General features: G+C 53.5%; 15 protein-coding genes. 13 read left to right on the top strand and 2 right to left on the bottom strand.

The window, feature by feature from the left end; translation table 11 throughout:
• The 7 genes from ACP5D0_RS06065 to ACP5D0_RS06035 form a co-directional block, all read left to right on the top strand.
• Positions 1 to 423 (top strand): TonB-dependent receptor domain-containing protein (locus tag ACP5D0_RS06065; RefSeq protein ID WP_472364766.1); only part of this gene is annotated, 423 nt, incomplete at its 5' end.
• Positions 424 to 594: 171 nt separating this feature from the next.
• Positions 595 to 1,647, top strand: coding sequence for an ABC transporter substrate-binding protein (locus tag ACP5D0_RS06060; RefSeq protein ID WP_472364765.1), 1,053 nt, complete (start codon positions 595 to 597; stop codon positions 1,645 to 1,647).
• Complete coding sequence (locus ACP5D0_RS06055; RefSeq protein ID WP_472364764.1) at positions 1,637 to 2,668, top strand: LLM class flavin-dependent oxidoreductase; 1,032 nt, start codon at positions 1,637 to 1,639, stop codon at positions 2,666 to 2,668. Before ACP5D0_RS06060 ends, ACP5D0_RS06055 begins: the two co-directional genes overlap by 11 nt.
• Positions 2,665 to 3,669: a FecCD family ABC transporter permease gene (locus ACP5D0_RS06050; RefSeq protein ID WP_472364763.1), complete on the top strand. Its 1,005-nt coding sequence runs from the start codon at positions 2,665 to 2,667 to the stop codon at positions 3,667 to 3,669. The genes ACP5D0_RS06055 and ACP5D0_RS06050 overlap by 4 nt, the downstream gene beginning before the upstream one ends.
• Before the next feature lie 169 nt (positions 3,670 to 3,838).
• Complete coding sequence (locus ACP5D0_RS06045) at positions 3,839 to 4,048, top strand: TOBE domain-containing protein (protein WP_472364762.1); 210 nt, start codon at positions 3,839 to 3,841, stop codon at positions 4,046 to 4,048.
• A gap of 124 nt (positions 4,049 to 4,172) precedes the next feature.
• Complete coding sequence (gene modD, locus ACP5D0_RS06040; protein ID WP_472364761.1) at positions 4,173 to 5,021, top strand: ModD protein; 849 nt, start codon at positions 4,173 to 4,175, stop codon at positions 5,019 to 5,021.
• 6 nt (positions 5,022 to 5,027) lie between these two features.
• Positions 5,028 to 5,777, top strand: coding sequence for an ABC transporter ATP-binding protein (locus ACP5D0_RS06035; protein ID WP_472364760.1), 750 nt, complete (start codon positions 5,028 to 5,030; stop codon positions 5,775 to 5,777).
• On the opposite strand, the gene ACP5D0_RS06030 is transcribed toward ACP5D0_RS06035, so the two are convergent.
• Entirely contained in the window at positions 5,774 to 6,346 is a 573-nt protein-coding gene (locus ACP5D0_RS06030; RefSeq protein ID WP_472364759.1) for a cytochrome b/b6 domain-containing protein, read from the bottom strand. The two genes, ACP5D0_RS06035 and ACP5D0_RS06030, sit on opposite strands and share 4 nt — an antisense overlap.
• 272 nt (positions 6,347 to 6,618) lie before the next feature.
• On the opposite strand from ACP5D0_RS06030, the gene ACP5D0_RS06025 reads away from it, so the two are divergent.
• From ACP5D0_RS06025 to ACP5D0_RS06000, 6 genes are all read left to right on the top strand, one after another.
• Positions 6,619 to 8,985: a primosomal protein N' gene (locus ACP5D0_RS06025; RefSeq protein ID WP_472364758.1), complete on the top strand. Its 2,367-nt coding sequence runs from the start codon at positions 6,619 to 6,621 to the stop codon at positions 8,983 to 8,985.
• An 88-nt stretch (positions 8,986 to 9,073) separates the two neighbouring features.
• Entirely contained in the window at positions 9,074 to 9,577 is a 504-nt protein-coding gene (locus ACP5D0_RS06020) for a DUF2062 domain-containing protein (protein WP_472364757.1), read from the top strand.
• A complete protein-coding gene (locus ACP5D0_RS06015; RefSeq protein WP_472364756.1) occupies positions 9,574 to 11,511 on the top strand; it encodes a TIGR03545 family protein in 1,938 nt (645 codons plus the stop codon). Before ACP5D0_RS06020 ends, ACP5D0_RS06015 begins: the two co-directional genes overlap by 4 nt.
• Positions 11,512 to 11,609: 98 nt before the next feature.
• Positions 11,610 to 14,837: a methyl-accepting chemotaxis protein gene (locus ACP5D0_RS06010; protein ID WP_472364755.1), complete on the top strand. Its 3,228-nt coding sequence runs from the start codon at positions 11,610 to 11,612 to the stop codon at positions 14,835 to 14,837.
• 56 nt (positions 14,838 to 14,893) lie between these two features.
• Positions 14,894 to 15,913: a CsgG/HfaB family protein gene (locus ACP5D0_RS06005; protein WP_472364754.1), complete on the top strand. Its 1,020-nt coding sequence runs from the start codon at positions 14,894 to 14,896 to the stop codon at positions 15,911 to 15,913.
• The gene (locus ACP5D0_RS06000) at positions 15,910 to 16,938 is read left to right on the top strand and encodes an LPP20 family lipoprotein (protein WP_472364753.1); all 1,029 of its coding nucleotides are present in this window, start codon (positions 15,910 to 15,912) and stop codon (positions 16,936 to 16,938) included. Before ACP5D0_RS06005 ends, ACP5D0_RS06000 begins: the two co-directional genes overlap by 4 nt.
• A 39-nt stretch (positions 16,939 to 16,977) precedes the next feature.
• On the opposite strand, the gene bioC is transcribed toward ACP5D0_RS06000, so the two are convergent.
• A partial coding sequence (gene bioC / locus ACP5D0_RS05995) for a malonyl-ACP O-methyltransferase BioC (protein WP_472364752.1) occupies positions 16,978 to 17,844 on the bottom strand: 867 nt, incomplete at its 5' end.

Below are 17,844 nucleotides of genomic sequence, written 5' to 3'. Positions count from 1 at the left end.
CAAAATCAGAATGTGGGCACCGGTAGCACCAAGGGGGTGGAGCTGCAGTTGAATATGCCGGTCACCGAGACCATTGATGTGGCCGCCGCCTATGCCTATGTCGATCGTGAGCTGAGTGACAAGGATCTGGTGGCCACCTATTCGCCGAAAAACAAGGTGAGCCTGTATGGCGATTGGTACCCGGCGCCGAAATGGCAGCTGGGTGTGGATTGGCATTATCAGGACGGTGCCGAAAGCAGCAGCGATGGCCGCCGCCCCACCGCCGGATTTAATTTGTGGAACCTGTCGGCGGCTTACGACATCAACAAGCACTTCAGCACCAATGTGGTGTTGAAAAACGCCTTGGACACCGATTATGAAATTTCGGAAGGTGATCCGATGCCGGGTCGTACTGTGTGGGTAAATCTGCATGCCCGTTATTGATTTTCGCGGTTGGCTCGTGAGCTGAGTCGCCGTAACCCTTTTCCTCTAACTCTGTTATCTGTCATTTACCTTGGAGGAGGTTGGTTCAAGCATACCCAGTGTGTTTGAGCCTTTTTTTATTTTCGGCTGCCGATGAGAGCGGGAGCCTTGATTACCATTTGGATGTTTAGAATGCTTATCGCACGCTGTCTTCGTTTACGAATGTGGGTATTCGTCGCACTCTGTTTTGTCAGTCACCCGGCCTTGTCGGCCGGGGACGATGTTTGTCAACCGCCGGCAACGGTGTCTAAGGTGTATGCCGCCAATCCGGTGCTGGCCTATCTGGTGATGGCTGTGGCGCCGGACAAACTGGCCGGCTGGAACTTTCCGCCGTCGCCACAGGCCAAAGGGATTTTCCCTGACGCCAGTTTTGATTTGCCGGTCATCGGTGGTTGGTTCGGTCAAGGGCGCACGCCGAACATGGAAGTGTTGCTGGCCAATCAGCCGGATTTGATCGTGATGTCCGGGGCAACGGTGGACGTCAGCCGTCAGCAGACCTTGAAAGACTTGGGGGTGCCGGTATGTCAGTTGCAATTGGACGTGTTATCGGATTACCCAGAGGGATTTCGTCGTCTTGGCCAATGGCTGGGCGTGCCGGAGCGGGGTGAGGCCTTAGCACAGGACGCTGAGCGACTCTTGACCTTGCAAGCGCAACGCCGTGATTTACTGGCGGCGTCCGGCGTGCCGGTCAAAACCGTTTATTACGCCGAGTCGCCGAACGGTCTGATGACCGAGTGCCGAGGTTCCATTCATTCCGAGGTGATTCCCTTGGCTGGCGGTTTAAACCCACATATCTGTCCGGGTGAGGCCGCACAGCAAAGTCGTTTTGGAAAAGTCGCCATCAATTTCGAGCAGCTTCTGAAATACGACCCGGACGCGATTGTGACGCAGGAGCGCCGTTTTTACGACAAGGTGTATCGTGATCCCAAGTGGGCCAACTTGAAAGCGGTGCGCCATCAGCAGGTGTTCTTTATGCCGCAAACGCCCTTCCGTTGGATGGATCGCCCACCGTCGTTTATGCGCTTGCTGGCCAGTCAATGGCTGATGAACCGCCTGTATGGCGATCAGGTGCGCATTGATATGGCGGCGCAGGTCAAACGCTTCTATCAGCAGTTTTTTCAAGTGACGCTGACCGATGTTCAGGTGAGTCATATCCTGGCGGGAGGAACCTTGAATGCGCGCTGAAAACACCTTGACGCTCGGGGCCATGTTTCACGTCACGCCTTTGGGGGATGAAGGTGCGACCCGAACCTACCAGCGATTCACCGATTTGGCGGTGTCGTTGGAAACCCTCGGCTATGAAGAAGCCTGGGTGACGGAGCATCATTTCAATGCTTACAGTTTGACGCCGGTGCCCACTTTGCTGATGTCGCACTTTTTGGCGAAAACGCGATGTTTGAAACTGGGCGCGGCGGCGGTTTTGGTGGGGTTTCACAACCCGATTAGCGTGGCGGAACAATTGGCGACTTTATCGGCCTTGGCACCGGGTCGGGTGTTGTGCGGGTTTGCCAAAGGCGGGCCGTTTGAATCTCAGAATGCGGTGTTCAAAGCGGAGCAATCGGCGTCGCGGGAGCGCATGAATGAAGCGGTGCCGGCCATGCTGGATTTGTTGAAAGGCGAGGTGGTGACGCATCAGGGCGACTTCTATCAATGGGATGCCGTTAATTTAATCCCGAAAGGCGGTTTCACCCATCGTGACACTTTTATCGCCAGTGCCGATGACAGCAGTTTGGCAATGGCCGCCCGGCACGATCTTGGGCTGATGGCCGCGCAGTTTTGGGATGTGCAACGGATTGAACGGAATGCAGGCGTGTATCGGCAGGCTCATCCGGAATCTGCCAGGCCTGACCTGATGGCGGCGCGCGGGCTGTTTATGGACGAGGACCCGGAGCAGGCGCGTCGCTTGGCTTGGCAACATATCGAATCTTTCCGGGCGCAAAAATCGCAGCTTTGGGGCAAAGGGCAAGGTCCTATGGCGAAATTATCGCCGGACGAACTCTTGCAGCGCATGCTGGTGGGCACGCCTCAGGACATTGTCGGGCAGGTGTTGGCGTTGCAGTGTGCCGGGGTAACGCGTTTGGCCTTGAACCCGCTGACGTCCAGCCCCGAGCAACGCCTTAAACAGTTCGAATGGTTTGTGTTGGCGGTTTGGCCGCAGGTGCAGGCGGCGTTAAGTGGGGATTTAAGTGCGAGGCACAGCACATGAAGCTGGGTGCGTTCGGGCTTTTGTTCGGGGGACTGCTGTTAACGGCTTTGGTGTCGCTGACGTTGGGGCGTTACGACTTTGCACCGCTGTCCAGTTTGCAACAGTTAGGGTGGTCATTGACCTCTCAGGAAGGTGAAGTCAATCAGTTGCTGGTCAATATCATGCTCGATGTCCGTTTGCCGCGAATTATTGCGGCGGTGTTGATTGGCGCGGCGCTGGCCGTGGCAGGCACCGCTTTTCAAGCGCTGTTTATGAATCCGCTGGTATCGCCGGGCGTATTGGGCGTGTTATCCGGTTCGGCTTTCGGCGCATCTTTGGGTATTCTGCTGTTTGACAGTGTGTGGATGATGCAGTTATTGAGTTTCGGGTTCGGTTTGCTGGCGGTGTTCATCGCCTTGATGCTGGCGAAGGGGGAACTGCGCAATAATCTGACCATTCTGGTGCTGGGCGGCATGATTGCCGGCGCTTTGTTTACCGCCTTGTTGTCGGTGGTGAAATACGTGGCCGACCCTTACAACAAACTGCCGGCCATTGTTTATTGGTTGATGGGGTCGCTGGCGAATGTGGAGGGCAGTTTACTGTTATGGTTGGCACCGTTTATGTTGATGGGCATGGTTTTGCTGATGGTTCAGGGGCATACTTTGAACGTGTTGAGCTTGGGCGATGACGAAGCACGAACTTTGGGTGTTTCAGTGGAACGAAAACGGTTATTGGTGATTGTGCTGGCGACCTTTTTAGGGGCCATTACCGTGACGTTGGGCGGCATGATCGGCTGGGTTGGGCTGGTGATTCCGCACCTGACCCGTTTGCTGTTCGGGGCTGACAACCGGTTTCTGTTACCGGCGTCGGCGCTGATTGGGGCGATTTATCTGCTGGTGGTCGATAACGTCGCTCGGCTGGCGTTGACGGTGGAAATTCCGCTCGGCATTCTGACGGCATTGATTGGGTTGCCGGTATTTGCCTGGGCGCTGAAAAACGTCCGTAAAGGGTGGCAGCCCTGAGGGAATCTCGCATAATTAAGCGATGGAGATTGACATCTCCTATCGGTTTTGAGTTTAATATATTTGCATTAAATATTAATAAAATCAAATGGTTGTGTTGTTTTGGTAATATGGATAAAAGGCCATATGCCGTTAACGATATACCGAACAATGAATAGGAGTTATTTAAATGAAATTCAGTGCAAGAAATCAAGTGAAAGGGACGGTTAAGGCCATTCAGACCGGCGCGGTGAATACCGAGGTGGTTATTGAAGTGGCCCCGGGTGTGGAGCTGGTGTCCATTATCACTAAAAATTCCGCCGAATCTTTGGGCTTAGCGGTTGGGAAAGAAGCCTATGCCATCGTCAAAGCCAGCAATGTGATGGTTGCAGTGGATTGATCGAAATTTGATTCGACATTGAAAAACCCAGGCCTGGGTCTTTTAGGCTTGGGTTTTTTTGCTTTTTCAATATGTAATAAAGTATATTTCGTAATGGTTTTTAGACACGTAAGGATAAGGCAAGATGATGGTTTGGTTTAGCAATGAAGAAATCGCGCAGTGGATCAATGAAGACGCCCCTTTGGTCGATTTGACGTCGCACTTGCTGGGAATCGAGGCGCAATATTGTGAACTGACGGTCACCACTCGGCATGCTACTTGTCTGACATTGACCGAAGAAGCGGGGCGTCTTTTTGAGCAATTGGGTGCCGAAATCCTTTTCTGTGAAGCGAGTGGTCGTCAGGTTGAGAGCGGCACCGAAATTTTGAAAGTGGCCGGGCGCGGCGATGCCTTGCACCGTGGTTGGAAGGTGGCGATGAATCTGCTGGAAACCGGATGCGGTGTTTCCACCGCCACTGCGGAGATGGTGGCAGCGGTTCAGCGGGCGCGGGATATTCCGCTGCTGGTGACACGCAAACATGCGCCGGGGATGAAAAAACAACTGATCAAAGCGATCCTGTCCGGCGGCGCCTACCCGCATCGTTTAGGGTTGTCGGAAACGGTGTTGATTTTTGAAAATCATTTAAATGTGATTGGCGGACGCGAGGCCTTGCCTAGAGCGATTCAGAAAATGAAAGCGGCGGCCTGTGAAAAGAAAATCATGGTGGAGTGCGACGACCTGGAGCAGGCGGTTCAGGCGGCTGAAGCCGGTGCCGATGCCATTCAATTTGACAAGGTGCCGGTCGATGATCTGGTTTTATGGTGTCAATCCTTGAAAACCGCTTTTCCGGCATTAAAGGTGCTGATGGCCGGTGGCATTCGCCGTGACAATGTGGTGGCCTATGCCGCCAGTGGCGTGGATGGCATCGTGCTCAGTTCGCTCTACCACGCCAAACCGGCCGACTTGGGCGTGCGCATTCAACGACGGGATTGAGCGGCGATGATACAGATTCAATCTCTGGCGGCGGCGTATGGCGATCAGCCGGTGTTTTCCGATTTGAACCTCTCGTTGAATGCCGGTGAAATCATCAGTCTGCTTGGCCCGAACGGTTGTGGTAAAACCACTTTGCTGCGAACCCTGCTGGGGTTGCACCCGAAAACGGCCGGGCGCGTGCTCATCAACGGTGACGTCGCGGATAGCTTGACGCCGAAAGCACAGGCCCGTTTGGTCAGTTATGTACCGCAGTATCATCGGCTGGCGTTTGGGTATGCCGTGCTGGACATGGTGTTGATGGGTGTGGTGGCGGCCGAATCGCAATGGTACCGCGCCGGTCAAGCCGACCGGCAACGCGCCGAAGAGGCGTTGGACTTGCTTGGCATCGGGCATTTAAAGCAACGCCCTTACACCGAATTGTCCGGCGGGCAACGCCAGTTGGTGCTGATTGCTCGGGCCTTGGCGCAAGAGACGCCGTATATTTTAATGGACGAACCCACCAATGGATTGGACTTCGGCAATCAGATTAAATTGCTGGAGAAAATCCGCGACTTGGGTGAGGACCATCGTTGCATTCTGTTTACTTCCCACCACCCGGAGCAAGCGATGATGTCCGCCACCCGCACGCTTATGATGCAGAAAGGGGAAATTCTGCGGGACGGCGCACCGCAAGCGCTGTTGACGCGTTCCAATATCTGCCAACTCTACGATATTCCCGAGGCGCATTGGCCGTCGGCGTTCAGCGGATTTTCTTAGCCACCGATCATTTTTGAAGCGATGCCTTTTTCCTTGCCGTTTTCGCCGAGTATCAGACCGCCCATATGCAGAATCAGGAAGGGGATTAAATACCACAACGCCAGCACATGAACGTCTTTGGCGATGTCGCCCAGTGCATTGTCGGGGCCGAATTTCATGTAAAGCCCCGTCATCACGGAAAGCGCGACGCCAGTGTAAAAAGCGATGTACACCCAGGCCTGGAACTTTTCGCGTAAATCGGCTTCGGCACTAAAAGGGCCTTTGTAGAAAATGCCTTGCGAGGTGGTATAAGCCAAGCGCGCCAGCAGTAGTACGCCCATCAGATAACCGGCATACAAATGCCACTGGAACATATTGCCGCGAATCGCTTTGGCGGCTTTGACGGCATCGGCCTCGCTGATGTTGTATTGTGCCATCTGGGGGGAGCTGGTGATAATATCAGCCACAGTGTGCTTTTCCATCCACCCCATTCGCAACAGAATGGTCAGCAAAATAAACAGCATCGTCAGGGCAATGCCCCAGTGAATCACACGGTGAAGCATCGTAAAATGGCGACGGTTCTCAAGCATTATCAGCGTCCTTGTTCATAAAATTTGAATGTAATGGTGAAGCGCAGGGCTTATAGTAAGGCTTATAGTGTAGCGGGTTCGGCGTAAGATGGCGATGGAAAATCCATAGAAGCCATAAAGAATATTGATCCTTCCGAAAAAGCGCGGCCTGTCTGAACTTGTGTTGATAAGCGGGTACAATAAATTTTATTTTTCAGGGGTGTTTTCAGAGTCGTGGACGAGGAATGCATGCAAAACGGTTTAAGAATTGCCGCAATAAAGGTGGGTGCGTTATGTTCGTAAAAGTGGCCGTGCCCGGACCGTTTTTGGCGCCGTTGGATTATGCGTTGCAAGCCGACCCGAACGAGGTTGGCGACGAAACCCTTGCGGAAACCGCGAACCTGTCGCTGGCCTTGGAACCGGATGCGGCTCCGGCGGATGCAAAGCTCCTCAGCTCCTCAACACAGAAGGAAATTCTGCCCGTTGTTGGTGGCCGTGTCACGGTGCCGTTCCGCAATAAGCGTTTAGTCGGTGTTGTGATGGCGTTGACTGATGAAGCCGAGGTTGAATCCACTAAAATCAAATCCATCGACAGGGTGTTGGACGCTGAGCCGATTTTTTCCGAGACGGAAATGGCGCTGTTATTGTGGTCGAGCCGTTATTATCACGAACCCATCGGCAACGTGATGCAAACCGCTTTGCCGAAACGGATTCGACAGGGCGAATCTTTGACGGTGGAAGGCGTGCCCGCCTGGCAGTTGACCGAAACCGGACAGGCCGCCGAGTCTCAAATTGCCGCGAATGCCACCCAACAAAAAGCGCTGTTCGAAGCGATGTCTGCTCAAACCGACGCCGTCACCGCCGAGGCATTGAATGCGGTGCTCAGTGGTTGGCGTTTGCCGATGAAGCGTTTTATCGAAAAAGACTGGGTCGAGGAAATCGAAAAAAATTGTCTGCATGCCCTGCCGCCCAGGGAAACATTAACCAGGCCTGGTCATTGCTTGAATACCGAGCAACAAGCCGCCGTGGATCAGGTGTTGGCGCAAAAAGGCTTTCAGGCGCATTTGTTGGAAGGCGTGACCGGCAGCGGCAAAACCGAGGTGTATCTCGGCTTGATTGAAGCCATCATTGCGCAAGGCAAACAAGTGCTGGTGCTGGTGCCGGAAATCGGTCTGACGCCGCAAACGGTCAAGCGTTTCGAAGCCTATTTGCAAGCGCCGGTGGCGGTGATGCATTCCGGTTTGAACGATAAAGAACGTCATTGCGCCTGGTCGCTGGTGAAAACCCATCAGGTGTCGGTGTTGCTGGGGACGCGTTCGGCGATTTTCACGCCGTTTGACAATCTTGGCTTGTGCATTATGGATGAAGAGCATGATTTGTCCTTCAAGCAACAGGACGGTTTCCGTTATTCGGCGCGGGATTGTTTGGTGCGTCGGGCGCAGTTGGAAAAAGTGCCGGTGGTGTTGGGGTCGGCGACGCCCTCATTGGAAAGCCTTCAGAACGCCAAGTGCGGGCGCTATCACTGGTTGCGATTAACGCAGCGGGCGGGTGTTGCGCAAATGCCGGATGTGCGGTTGCTGGATGTGCGCGGTCAACCGCTGGAAGAGGGGGTGTCCGAGGCGCTAAAAGCACAAATGCACAGGCATTTGCAGGCGGGTGGACAGGTGTTGCTGTTTTTGAATCGGCGCGGTTATGCGCCGGTGCTGATGTGCCATGACTGTGGTTGGCAGGCGGCCTGCCCAAGCTGCGATGCTAATTTGACCTATCACCATCAAGTGAATGAATTACGGTGCCATCATTGCGGGCATCAGGAAAAAGCCCCTATGCACTGCCCCAGCTGTGGTGCCAGCGAATTTGTGAAAGTGGGTCAGGGCACGGAGCGGTTGGAGCAGCTTGTCTCGGCTTGGTTTGCGGATTATCGCGTGCTGCGGGTCGATCGCGACACCACGCGCAATAAAGGCCAGATGCTGGCCTTGACCGAACAGGCCAGCCTGGGGGAAGCGGACATTTTAATTGGCACGCAAATGCTGGCCAAAGGGCACCATTTTCCGAAAGTGACTTTGGTCGGCTTGCTGGACATTGACCAAGGGTTGTTCAGTTGCGATTTTCGCGCCGCCGAACGCATGGCGCAACTGGTGGTGCAGGTCTCCGGTCGCGCAGGACGTGCTGAGCAGGCAGGAGAGGTCTGGATTCAGACGCATCACCCGGAACATCCCTTGCTGAAGGTGTTGGTGGAACAGGGGTACGGTGCTTTTGCAGAACAGGCCTTGCAGGAGCGTCGCTTGGCTGGGGTGCCGCCTTTTGCTTATCAGGTGATGATGCGTGCCGAGTCGGTTGAGGCACAAGCGGGTTGGGCGTTTTTAAATGAGGTTAAAAGTCAGTTGAACTTTGCTAAAATGGAAGGGTTAAATGTGCTTAGTGCTCAGACGGGGAGAGGGGCGTCATCCGATTCCGCTGAGGCTTCGCCGCACGTCTGGGGGCCGGTGAGTGCGCCGATGCTCCGGCGTCAGGGGCGTTACCGTTATCAGTTGTTGTTGCAGAGCCATGACCGCCCAGCGTTGCATCGTTGGCTGGCGCAGGTGGAGCCGATGCTGTATGCCATGCCGCTGGCCAGAAAAGTGCGCTGGTCGCTGGATGTGGATCCACAGGAGATGACCTAGCCGCTTTAATCCGACAGGCGGCTAGGCCGCTGGAGCCTTGCGCAATGGCAGTCAAAATTTCAGGTTAGGAAGGTAAGGGGATGAATGGATGTCGATGTTAGTGAAACTGTTTAAGGCGTTGAACGCCAATCAGGCACCGGGGCAAATTGCATTGTCCTTTGTGCTGGGGATGATTCTCGGGCTAACGCCCTTGTTGTTTCCGCACAATCTGCTGACGTTGTTTTTGATTGCTTTTCTGCGTGTCAATCTTTCCGCCGTGATCGTTGCAACGGTATTTTTCAGTGGATTGGCTTATTTGCTGGATCCAGTCTTCCATCAGATCGGCTTGGCCATTTTGCAGGCATCGGCCTTGCAGTCGCTGTTCACCGACCTTTATAACAACGCCTTCTGGCGTTGGCTGCATTTTAATAATTCCATTGTGATGGGCAGTGTGGTGACGGCGTACCTGCTCAGTCTTCCGGCCTTTGGGGTTTTCCTGTGGTTGGTGAAAACCTATCGCCAGCGTTTTCTGGTGTGGGTCAATCAATTTAAAATCGTGCAACTGTTAAACGGCGCCGACAAGGCAGGATTGGTTTCGAAGGTGATGCAATGAATCAGACGACTCAAACAGACCCAAACGCAGGCGCAACTCAGAATCAAGCCGACAATACGCAAGCGTCGCACTTCCCGCAATCTTTGCAATCCAAAGGCTGGATTCGCTGGTCAGGCCTGGGCATTTTAGGGCTGGTGGTGGCGTTAGTGTTCGCCATCAGTTATTTCAGTTTTACCGCTGTGTTGAAAAATCAGTTGGAAACGCTTGGCTCTAAAGCTTGGGGCGCGAAAATCGAAATCGGTTCGCTTCATGTCGGAATCTTACCCATTTCCGTTGGCTTGCGGGATTTGCAAGTGACCGACCCAGATCAGCCGATGGAAAATTTGATGGTGTTGGAACGGATCAGTGCCTCTTTAAATTTGTACCATCTGGTGGTGGGGCGCACGGTGATTGAAGAAGTGCATTTTACCGGGCTGGCACTGCATCAGCCGCGCGAGACTTCCGGGGCTTTGACGAATGCAGCGGTATCCGAAAGCGCAACGGCCGTGGGGCGGGCCGCGGATCGTTTGGGGTTGAAAATGCCGACCGTGGCCTTGCCGGATCCTCAGGCCATTTTGGCACGCGAAAAATTGGACACACTGGAAGCCGCCAAGCGCATACAGACGCAACTGAATGACATTGACCAGGCCTGGTCAAACCTGCAAAAAGACCTGCCGACCGAGGCGCAGCTGCGCGACTACCAAAAACGGTTTGAAGCTTTAACGCAAGGTGAAAACGATGCGAAAACCCTGTTGGCGAAAAAAGACGATATTCTGAAACTGCAGGCGGAGCTGGAATCGCAAAAAGCCACTTTGGAAAAGGCACAAGACTTGCTTTTGAACCGTTTGCCGAAAGTGCAACAGGACGTGGTGGCGCTGAAAGACTTGCCGGAAAAGGATTATCGGCGCTTGATGTCGAAGTATTCGTTGGATTCATCTGGGCTGTCGAATGCCACCTATCTGTTGTTTGGACCGCAGATTCAATATTGGACCGATCAAGGATTGAACTGGTATCGCAAGCTGGAACCCTTTATCGCGCGACTGCGCGAAATGCAGGCGTCGTATCAGGCGGACGCGAGCGAAACGAGCGCGCCGGAGCGAGCGCTGGGTACCGATGTGGCCTTTACCGAATATGACCCGCAACCGGATTTTATCGTTAAGGAAATCAACGGCTCCGGAACCTTGGATTGGGGCGACCTGGTGTTTCATCTGCGGCAGGTGACCTTCGATCATCCGGCTTCGAGGTTGCCGGTGTTATTTGAGATTTTCGGGCAGCCAAAGGGCGCAACGGCCAAGCAATCGTTACGCATTATTGGTGAAAGCAATTTTATCGATCCGCAAGCGCCGCTGAATCAAGCCCGTATTTCTTGGCCGGGGTATGCGGTTTCCAATTGGCGTTTGTCTGGTGATGCCACCTTGCCGGTGGTGATGCAGCAGGGTGTGGTCGATATTGACGGTTCTGTATCGCTGGTGGGCGTGGATGAGGTCAATGCCAAGGTGGATATGGCCTTTCAAAAGGTGACACTGGATGTCAGTGAGACGGATTCGAAGGAGGTGCAGCGTTACGTGGCACCGCTATTCGATGATGTGAAAACGTTTACGGTGAAGACTCAAGTGTCCGGCGATGTGCTGGCACCGAAGATTCAGGCGCGTTCTGACTTGGATAAAATCCTGTCCGGCGCCTTTAAAAAGGTGGTCGGTCAGGAATTACAGCAGCTGAAATCACAATTCAAAGGTCAGATTAACGAGCGATTGCAACAGGAGCTGACACCGATTAACGCACAGTTGAAAGGGTTGCTGGGCGAGCAGGCGCAATTGAAAGCGGATGCAGATACACTGGAAAAAATACTTAATTATGACATAGAGGCACTCGCGAAAGAGCAGGCTCAGCAGCAAGTGGAAAAAGAAGCGAAAAAAGCGGTGGGCGATCAGTTAAAGAATTTACTGAAGTTTTAACCCAAATAATCCGAATAACCTCAAGATCCGCAAAATTTTGGGTTGATGGGTTCGGTGCCGGCTGGACTGGAAGGCCGTCGTTGATTAGGAATTGAAAAATGAAAAATAACGGACCGGTGACGCAACAGGAATACCGATTGGCTGAAGGCAGTATTCTGGTGTCGGAAACAGACCTGCAGGGGCGCATTGTTTATGCGAACGAAGCGTTCTTACAGGCCAGCGGCTACACATGGGAAGAGTTGAAAGGCCAGCCCCATAATATGATTCGTCACCCAGATGTGCCGGAGGCAGTGTTTGCCGATTTATGGGCGTGCTTGAAGCGCGGTGAGCCTTGGCATCAGTATGTGAAAAATCGGCGCAAAGATGGTGATCATTATTGGGTGGAGTCCAATATTGCCCCGGTTCGAATCAACGGTGAGGTGGTCGGCTACAAATCCGTTCGCAATGCGATGAAGCCGGAAACGGTTGTGGAGGCGGAACAGGCGTATCAGGCCATTCGTAACGGTCGCTTGTTAATTAAAAAAGGCGCTTTGGTGACGCCCTGGTCGCAAAGGCTGAACCGCTGGAGCCCCTTGCCAAGAAAGAGCATTATGGGCAAAACCATTCTGCCGTTGATTGTGATGGCGATCATCTGGAGTGCGGCCTTGCAACTGTACCTTCAGAATGTGGCGGATAATCTGTTTGAAGGTGCGGTGTTGGAACGACAGGAACTGTTGTTGAAGAATCTGGACTCGGAAGTGGCCAGTCAAAGCCAGATTGCCTTGACCAATGCGGTGGGGATTGCGGGCAATTCGGCTGTGATTTACGGGCTGTACGATCATCAGGACACGGTTTTGTGGCAAATCGTGCAGGTCAATTACGATCAGTATGTTAAACGTGCCAATATGGACGGCATCGGCTTGGCGATTTTTGACGAAGGCCTCAAGCAGGTGGCCGCCAGTGGCGTGCCGATTGCCGTAGAGGGGATGCCGGATGCCCCACAAACCCGCATTCAATTTCAAGCCGAAGGCGGCTTCATTCAAGCACTGGTGCCGGTACCTTATGGCGAGAAAACCATTGGCCTGGTCGTGTTGAGTCTGCCATTGCAGCATCTGGCGGATATGGAGATGCAGTCGCGTCACTTTTACGCCGCGCTTCAGGGAACACCGCAAAACGGTGAGTTTGCAGCCGGTTTTGACGAATCGCCGTTGCGTTCGCTGGTCACGCCTGCGGTATTGCAGCAGCTGACGCAGGCGGGGCAGGCGGTAGTGGGCGACGATTTTCTGGTGTTGGGCGAGATTCGAGAAGGCGATGAGGTGACGGGGGCGCATCTGATTTCCGAGCCAATGAACATTCTCGACAAGCTTCTCAGCGATACCTATTTCATGATTTATGTGGCTCAGGCAGCCATGTCCGGCGGCTTTATCCTGTTGTTGATTCAGGTGTTTTGGCGGATGCGGCAGTATGTTTTGAAACCGATGAAAAAATTGACGCAAAAACTGCGCATCGCTTCGGATGAAGGCAGTTTGTCCGTGCGGTCCGATGTGGTGCTGGACGATGAAATCGGACAGATGGCGAAAAGCTTTAATTTATATGTGACGTCGGTTCAGCACTTGATGATCAGCGTTTCCGATATGATTTCGGCCTTGTCGAAAGGGGAACTGCAATATCGCATTGAAGCCGATGCCAAAGGCGATCTGGACACCCTAAAAGGACAGGTGAATCGATCGGCTGAAAACATTCAGGGCGTGCTTTCTGAGTTGGAGCGCGCGATTCAGAATCTGATTGCCGCGAATTATTCCTTTGAATCTCAGGCGCACTTCGAAGGCGATTTCAAAGTGATGGTCAGTGATCTTCAAAATGCCATGCGCACCACGCACGAAGCGGTTTCCGGTATTAACGGCACAATGAAGGCCATTGCGGCAGGCGACTTTTCCAGTCGTTTGACCACCCCGTTGATGGGGGAATTGGATGCCTTGAAACAGAATGTCAACGAATCGCTGGATCAGCTGGAGGCCGGGATTACCGAAGCGGTTGAAGTGGTGGTGGCGCAATCGGAAGGCGATTTGACGCGTCGAGTCGAAGGGCAGTATCTCGGTAAAATCGGGGTGATGAAAGACGCCATTAATACCTCATTGGAAAACATGGGACGAGCAATTTCCGAGTTGATGGTGTCGTCACGCACGGTAAATGATGCGTCGGATCAAATTGCTTCCGGCAGTTCTGATTTATCGGATCGTATTCAAAGTCAGGCGGCGACTCTGCAGGAGACGGTTTCGTCGATGGAAATGATTACCGAAACCGTGCGTCAGAATGCGCAAAACGCGAATAAAGCTTCTGCGTTGGCCTCTTCCGCGAAACAGCAGGCGGATGAGGGGGCGGAGGTGATGTCGCAGACCATGGTGTCGATGAAAGAGCTGTCCGAATCGAGTCAGAAGATTTCCGACATTATCGGGTTGATTGATTCGATCGCCTTCCAGACGAATTTGTTAGCCCTGAATGCGGCGGTGGAAGCGGCACGTGCCGGTGAACAGGGTCGTGGTTTTGCGGTGGTGGCGGGTGAGGTCCGTACCCTAGCCGGTAAGTCGGCCGACGCCGCTAAGGACATTCGCAGCTTGATTGAAACCAGTGTGAATCAGGTCGCGCACAGCGAGACCCTTGTGCAGCGTTCCGAACAGGAATTTGCGTCCATTGTGGAAGTGATTTTGAAAATGCATCAATTCATTTCCGATATCGCTTTGGCGAATGGTGAGCAAACGCAAAGTGTCGAACAAATCAATCGTGCCATTGAGGGTATGGATGGTGTCACGCAGCAGAATGCCGCACTAGTCGAAGAAACGGCTGCGGCGGCGGAAAGGTTGCGCGGTGAAGCCGATCAAATGCGTAGCCAGGTTGGATTCTTCCATTTACAAAAGGATTCGATGGGGCGTGGTTTGACGCGAGGTCAGGCGGTCATCGAGAGCTTTAAGGTTGATCATTCCGCCCTGTCCAAACCGGAATCGGAAGACAATTGGGATCGTGCTTTGGTTCGACGCGCATTCAAAAACTGGGTAAATAAATTGCAGGCTTATATTAACGATATTGGTGAGGCTTCGCGGGCCGATTTCGACAACCCGACCGGGTTTACCCATTGGCTGCAAGGTGAAGGGCGTGAACGCTATGGCGATATGGCGGAATTTGCTTTGATGGCGCAGCTGTATCCGAACTTGCGTAAAGACTTGATGAAAGTCTATGATTTGAAAGCCGACGGTCAGGACGATGAGGCGAAAGTGCATTTCATCATTGTGCAGGAGCTGTCGAACTCGATTCTGGACTTGATGGATGCGTTAGAACATAAGCTGGTTTAATTGAGTTGGTTTAATCGACGCGCAGGATACGTCTTCGATTTTAGGGTGAATATGGAATGTTCAAGAGGTTCATTGTGAAGGGTGCAGGTATCCTGGCTTTAGTATCGGGGGCGTGGATGCTGACGGCTTGCACCACCACGGTGAAGCTGAAGGTGCTGGAGCCGGCTCAGATTGATCGGGCGGCGCACACCAAGCAAATCGCAGTGTCGCCATTTGAAGGCGATACGGTGGGGTTGGCCGGAAAAATTGAAGCGACACTGGCCAAGCAGAAACTGGATGGCGACTACTATTTCACCACCGTCAGTCGCAAAGAAGTGGATCAATTGTTGCAGGAACAGCAGTTTCAGTACAGCGGTGTGGTGAATGAAAATCGTTTGGTGGAAGCAGGTGAACTCTTGGGTGCTCAGGCATTTGTGGCCGGAGAGGTGACCTCTGCGTCGGCGCGGGACGACCGTCATTATGAAGAACGCATGGAGTGTGCCAATAAAAAATGCAACGAATATCGCGTTTATAACGTGGCTTGCCAAATTCGTACCGTCTCCATGGGCGCGAATATCAAGATGATCGATGTGTCGAAAGGCGACATTATCCATGCGGATTCCTTTACCAAAAGTCGTCGTTGGAAGCATTGCCGTGACGACAGCCGCACCTTGCCGACCAAATCCGCCGGACTGGAGTTGCTGGCATCGGAAATCGCCACGGATTTCGTTCACAGGCTGACGCCGCATTACACGACAATGACCGTAACCTTATTGGACGACCCGGACATGGATTACAGCGCCGAGCAGAAGAAAACCCTGTCGCTGGCCATCGAATACATTGAAGCCGGACGTTTGGACAAGGCCGAACGTATGCTGGGCACCTTGCTGGATTCGACGGATAACCGTTCTTATGTGGCTGCTTACGATCTGGGGGTGGTCAAAGAAGCCCAAGGCGATTTGGCTGAAGCCAGACGACTCTATCACTTGGCGGATGACTTGCAGGTGGAGCCGGTTGACGAAATCAATGAAGCCGTGAAGCGGATTGATCGGGTGATGGTCAACCGTGAAAAAGCGCTGTCACAGATATCGCAATGAAACCATTCCTACTTTTTGGTTTTGTCGTGTTGGCGTTGACCGCCTGTGTCGGTGGGGATGTCAAGCCACTTTCCAGCGCCGAAAAACCCACACCAGACTGGTTTTTGAACCCGCCGCCCGATACCGCACGCCAACTTTATGGTGTCGGAGAAGGGGGTGGCCGTAAAGACGCGGTGCAAGCCGCATTGGTCGATATTGCTTCAAAGTTGAGCGTGCAGGTTTCCGCGACCTTTCAAAGCCATTTGCAGGTGACGCAATCCAATTATGAATATGCTGAACGCACCTCGGAAAAACAAATTCAATCGCAGGTGGCAAACATTCAGCTTCGGGATTATCAGGTCGAGCGTGCGGAGCGCTTAGGTTACGGGAAAACAGTGGCGTTGGTAGCGTTGGACCGTCAAGCTCTGTTCGAGGATTTACGACGTCAGCAGGATGCGCAAATGCAGACATTGCAAACGGCCGAAAGCGCCCATCAGAAAGACGGTGCTTTCGGGCAATACGTTTTTTATCGCCGCAGTCTGGACGCTTTGGCCGAATTTCGGCAACGTTTATGGATTTTGCAAACCTTGCGAGCCGGGTTTGAGGCGCAGCCTTACAGTGATTTTTTACAAGGCTTTGAAGCACAGGCCGCGCGTTTAAAAGCCGAAATGCGCTTGGCGGTGACGGCCGATGCCGGTGCGAAGCGCTTGGTTGGGCCTTTGCAAGGTGCTTTGAGTCAGGCGGGGTTTCAAATGGCGAAAACGACCAGGCCTGGCGAAAAAGCTCAGATTCGTTTGATGGCAGAGGTGGCGCAGTCGCAAGCCTATGGTTTCTACATCGAACGGATGGCGCTGAACATTCGCGCACTCAGCGACGGGGTGCAAATCGGCGGTCATAAACTGAATTTAAAAGGTCAGGCCACCCACAGCTTCGAACAGGCGCGTGAAAATCTGACCGTGAAATTCCAACAACTACTGCAATCGCAAGGCCTGAACGCCGTCATCGGCGTGTCGCTCTTGCCCGTTCAGGCAGAACAGGCCAATTAAGCCAATCAGGCCGAATAAGGCTTTTCGTTTGAATGGGTTTTACCGCGGGCGGGTTTGCTTGGCGAATTCGTCCAGGCTGATTTCCACCAAGCCATCGCGACGGCGATTCGGGCCTTTCACCACTTCCTGCGCGGCCCAGGCATGGCCGTGAATCACTTCGTAAGTCGCGGGCACCACGCCATTGCGGCGGAACTGTTCATAGGCTTCTAACATACGGGTAAAGCGCTGTTTGCCCATCAAGCCGTGCTGTCGCCCTTCGGTGGCATTCGTGGCGCCGATGGCTTTGAGATCGCGCAGCACGCCCATCGGTTTGCTGTAGGTCAATGTAAAGTGCTCCACATCCATCACCGGTTGCCCGAAGCCGTTGCGAATCAGGGCGTCGCCGATGTCGTGCATGTCGATAAAGGTGTTGACGTGCGGGGTGTCATCCACTTCCGACCAGGCCTGGCGTAATTCTTTCAAGGTGTCCGGCCCGAAGGTGGTGAGCATCAATAGACCTTCCGGGCGCAGCACACGGCGAAACTCCTGAAACACCGCATCCAGATCATCGCACCATTGCAACATCAGATTGGTGGTGATGAGGTCAACGGAATCCTCCGCTAACGGCAGTTGCGCGGCGTCGCCATTCAGGCAAGTAGCTGATGGTCGGGTGAGCTGTAAGGTCTTGGTCAGCGTTTTGTTGAGCGATTTAGGCAGGCCTGGCCATTTTGGCTGTATTAAGTGCTGGCGGGCTTGTTGCAGCATTTGAATGGATAAATCCAGCGCCAGTGTCCGAGCCTGTGGGTAACGAGCCACCAGTTTTTCGGTGAGAATGCCGGTACCGGCACCGACATCGAGAATGGTTTTCGGTTTTAGTGTGATCAGATCGAGGCGTTCGTCCAGATGGGCGGCGACTTCGCGCTGTAA

Source organism: Hydrogenovibrio sp., from assembly GCF_049975065.1.
GTDB lineage: Bacteria > Pseudomonadota > Gammaproteobacteria > Thiomicrospirales > Thiomicrospiraceae > Hydrogenovibrio.
The sequence above is the reverse complement of the archived record's forward strand: the minus strand, read 5'-3'. Positions and strand labels throughout refer to the sequence as shown.

Coding starts and splice junctions, on each gene's coding strand:
- ACP5D0_RS06060 (WP_472364765.1), top strand. CDS start 595: ATGCTTATCGCACGCTGTCTTCGTTTACGAATGTGGGTATTCGTCGCA.
- ACP5D0_RS06000 (WP_472364753.1), top strand. CDS start 15,910: ATGAAACCATTCCTACTTTTTGGTTTTGTCGTGTTGGCGTTGACCGCC.
- ACP5D0_RS06020 (WP_472364757.1), top strand. CDS start 9,074: ATGTCGATGTTAGTGAAACTGTTTAAGGCGTTGAACGCCAATCAGGCA.
- ACP5D0_RS06005 (WP_472364754.1), top strand. CDS start 14,894: ATGTTCAAGAGGTTCATTGTGAAGGGTGCAGGTATCCTGGCTTTAGTA.
- modD (WP_472364761.1), top strand. CDS start 4,173: ATGATGGTTTGGTTTAGCAATGAAGAAATCGCGCAGTGGATCAATGAA.
- ACP5D0_RS06015 (WP_472364756.1), top strand. CDS start 9,574: ATGAATCAGACGACTCAAACAGACCCAAACGCAGGCGCAACTCAGAAT.
- ACP5D0_RS06030 (WP_472364759.1), bottom strand. CDS start 6,346: ATGCTTGAGAACCGTCGCCATTTTACGATGCTTCACCGTGTGATTCAC.
- ACP5D0_RS06050 (WP_472364763.1), top strand. CDS start 2,665: ATGAAGCTGGGTGCGTTCGGGCTTTTGTTCGGGGGACTGCTGTTAACG.
- ACP5D0_RS06010 (WP_472364755.1), top strand. CDS start 11,610: ATGAAAAATAACGGACCGGTGACGCAACAGGAATACCGATTGGCTGAA.
- ACP5D0_RS06025 (WP_472364758.1), top strand. CDS start 6,619: ATGTTCGTAAAAGTGGCCGTGCCCGGACCGTTTTTGGCGCCGTTGGAT.
- ACP5D0_RS06035 (WP_472364760.1), top strand. CDS start 5,028: ATGATACAGATTCAATCTCTGGCGGCGGCGTATGGCGATCAGCCGGTG.
- ACP5D0_RS06055 (WP_472364764.1), top strand. CDS start 1,637: ATGCGCGCTGAAAACACCTTGACGCTCGGGGCCATGTTTCACGTCACG.
- ACP5D0_RS06045 (WP_472364762.1), top strand. CDS start 3,839: ATGAAATTCAGTGCAAGAAATCAAGTGAAAGGGACGGTTAAGGCCATT.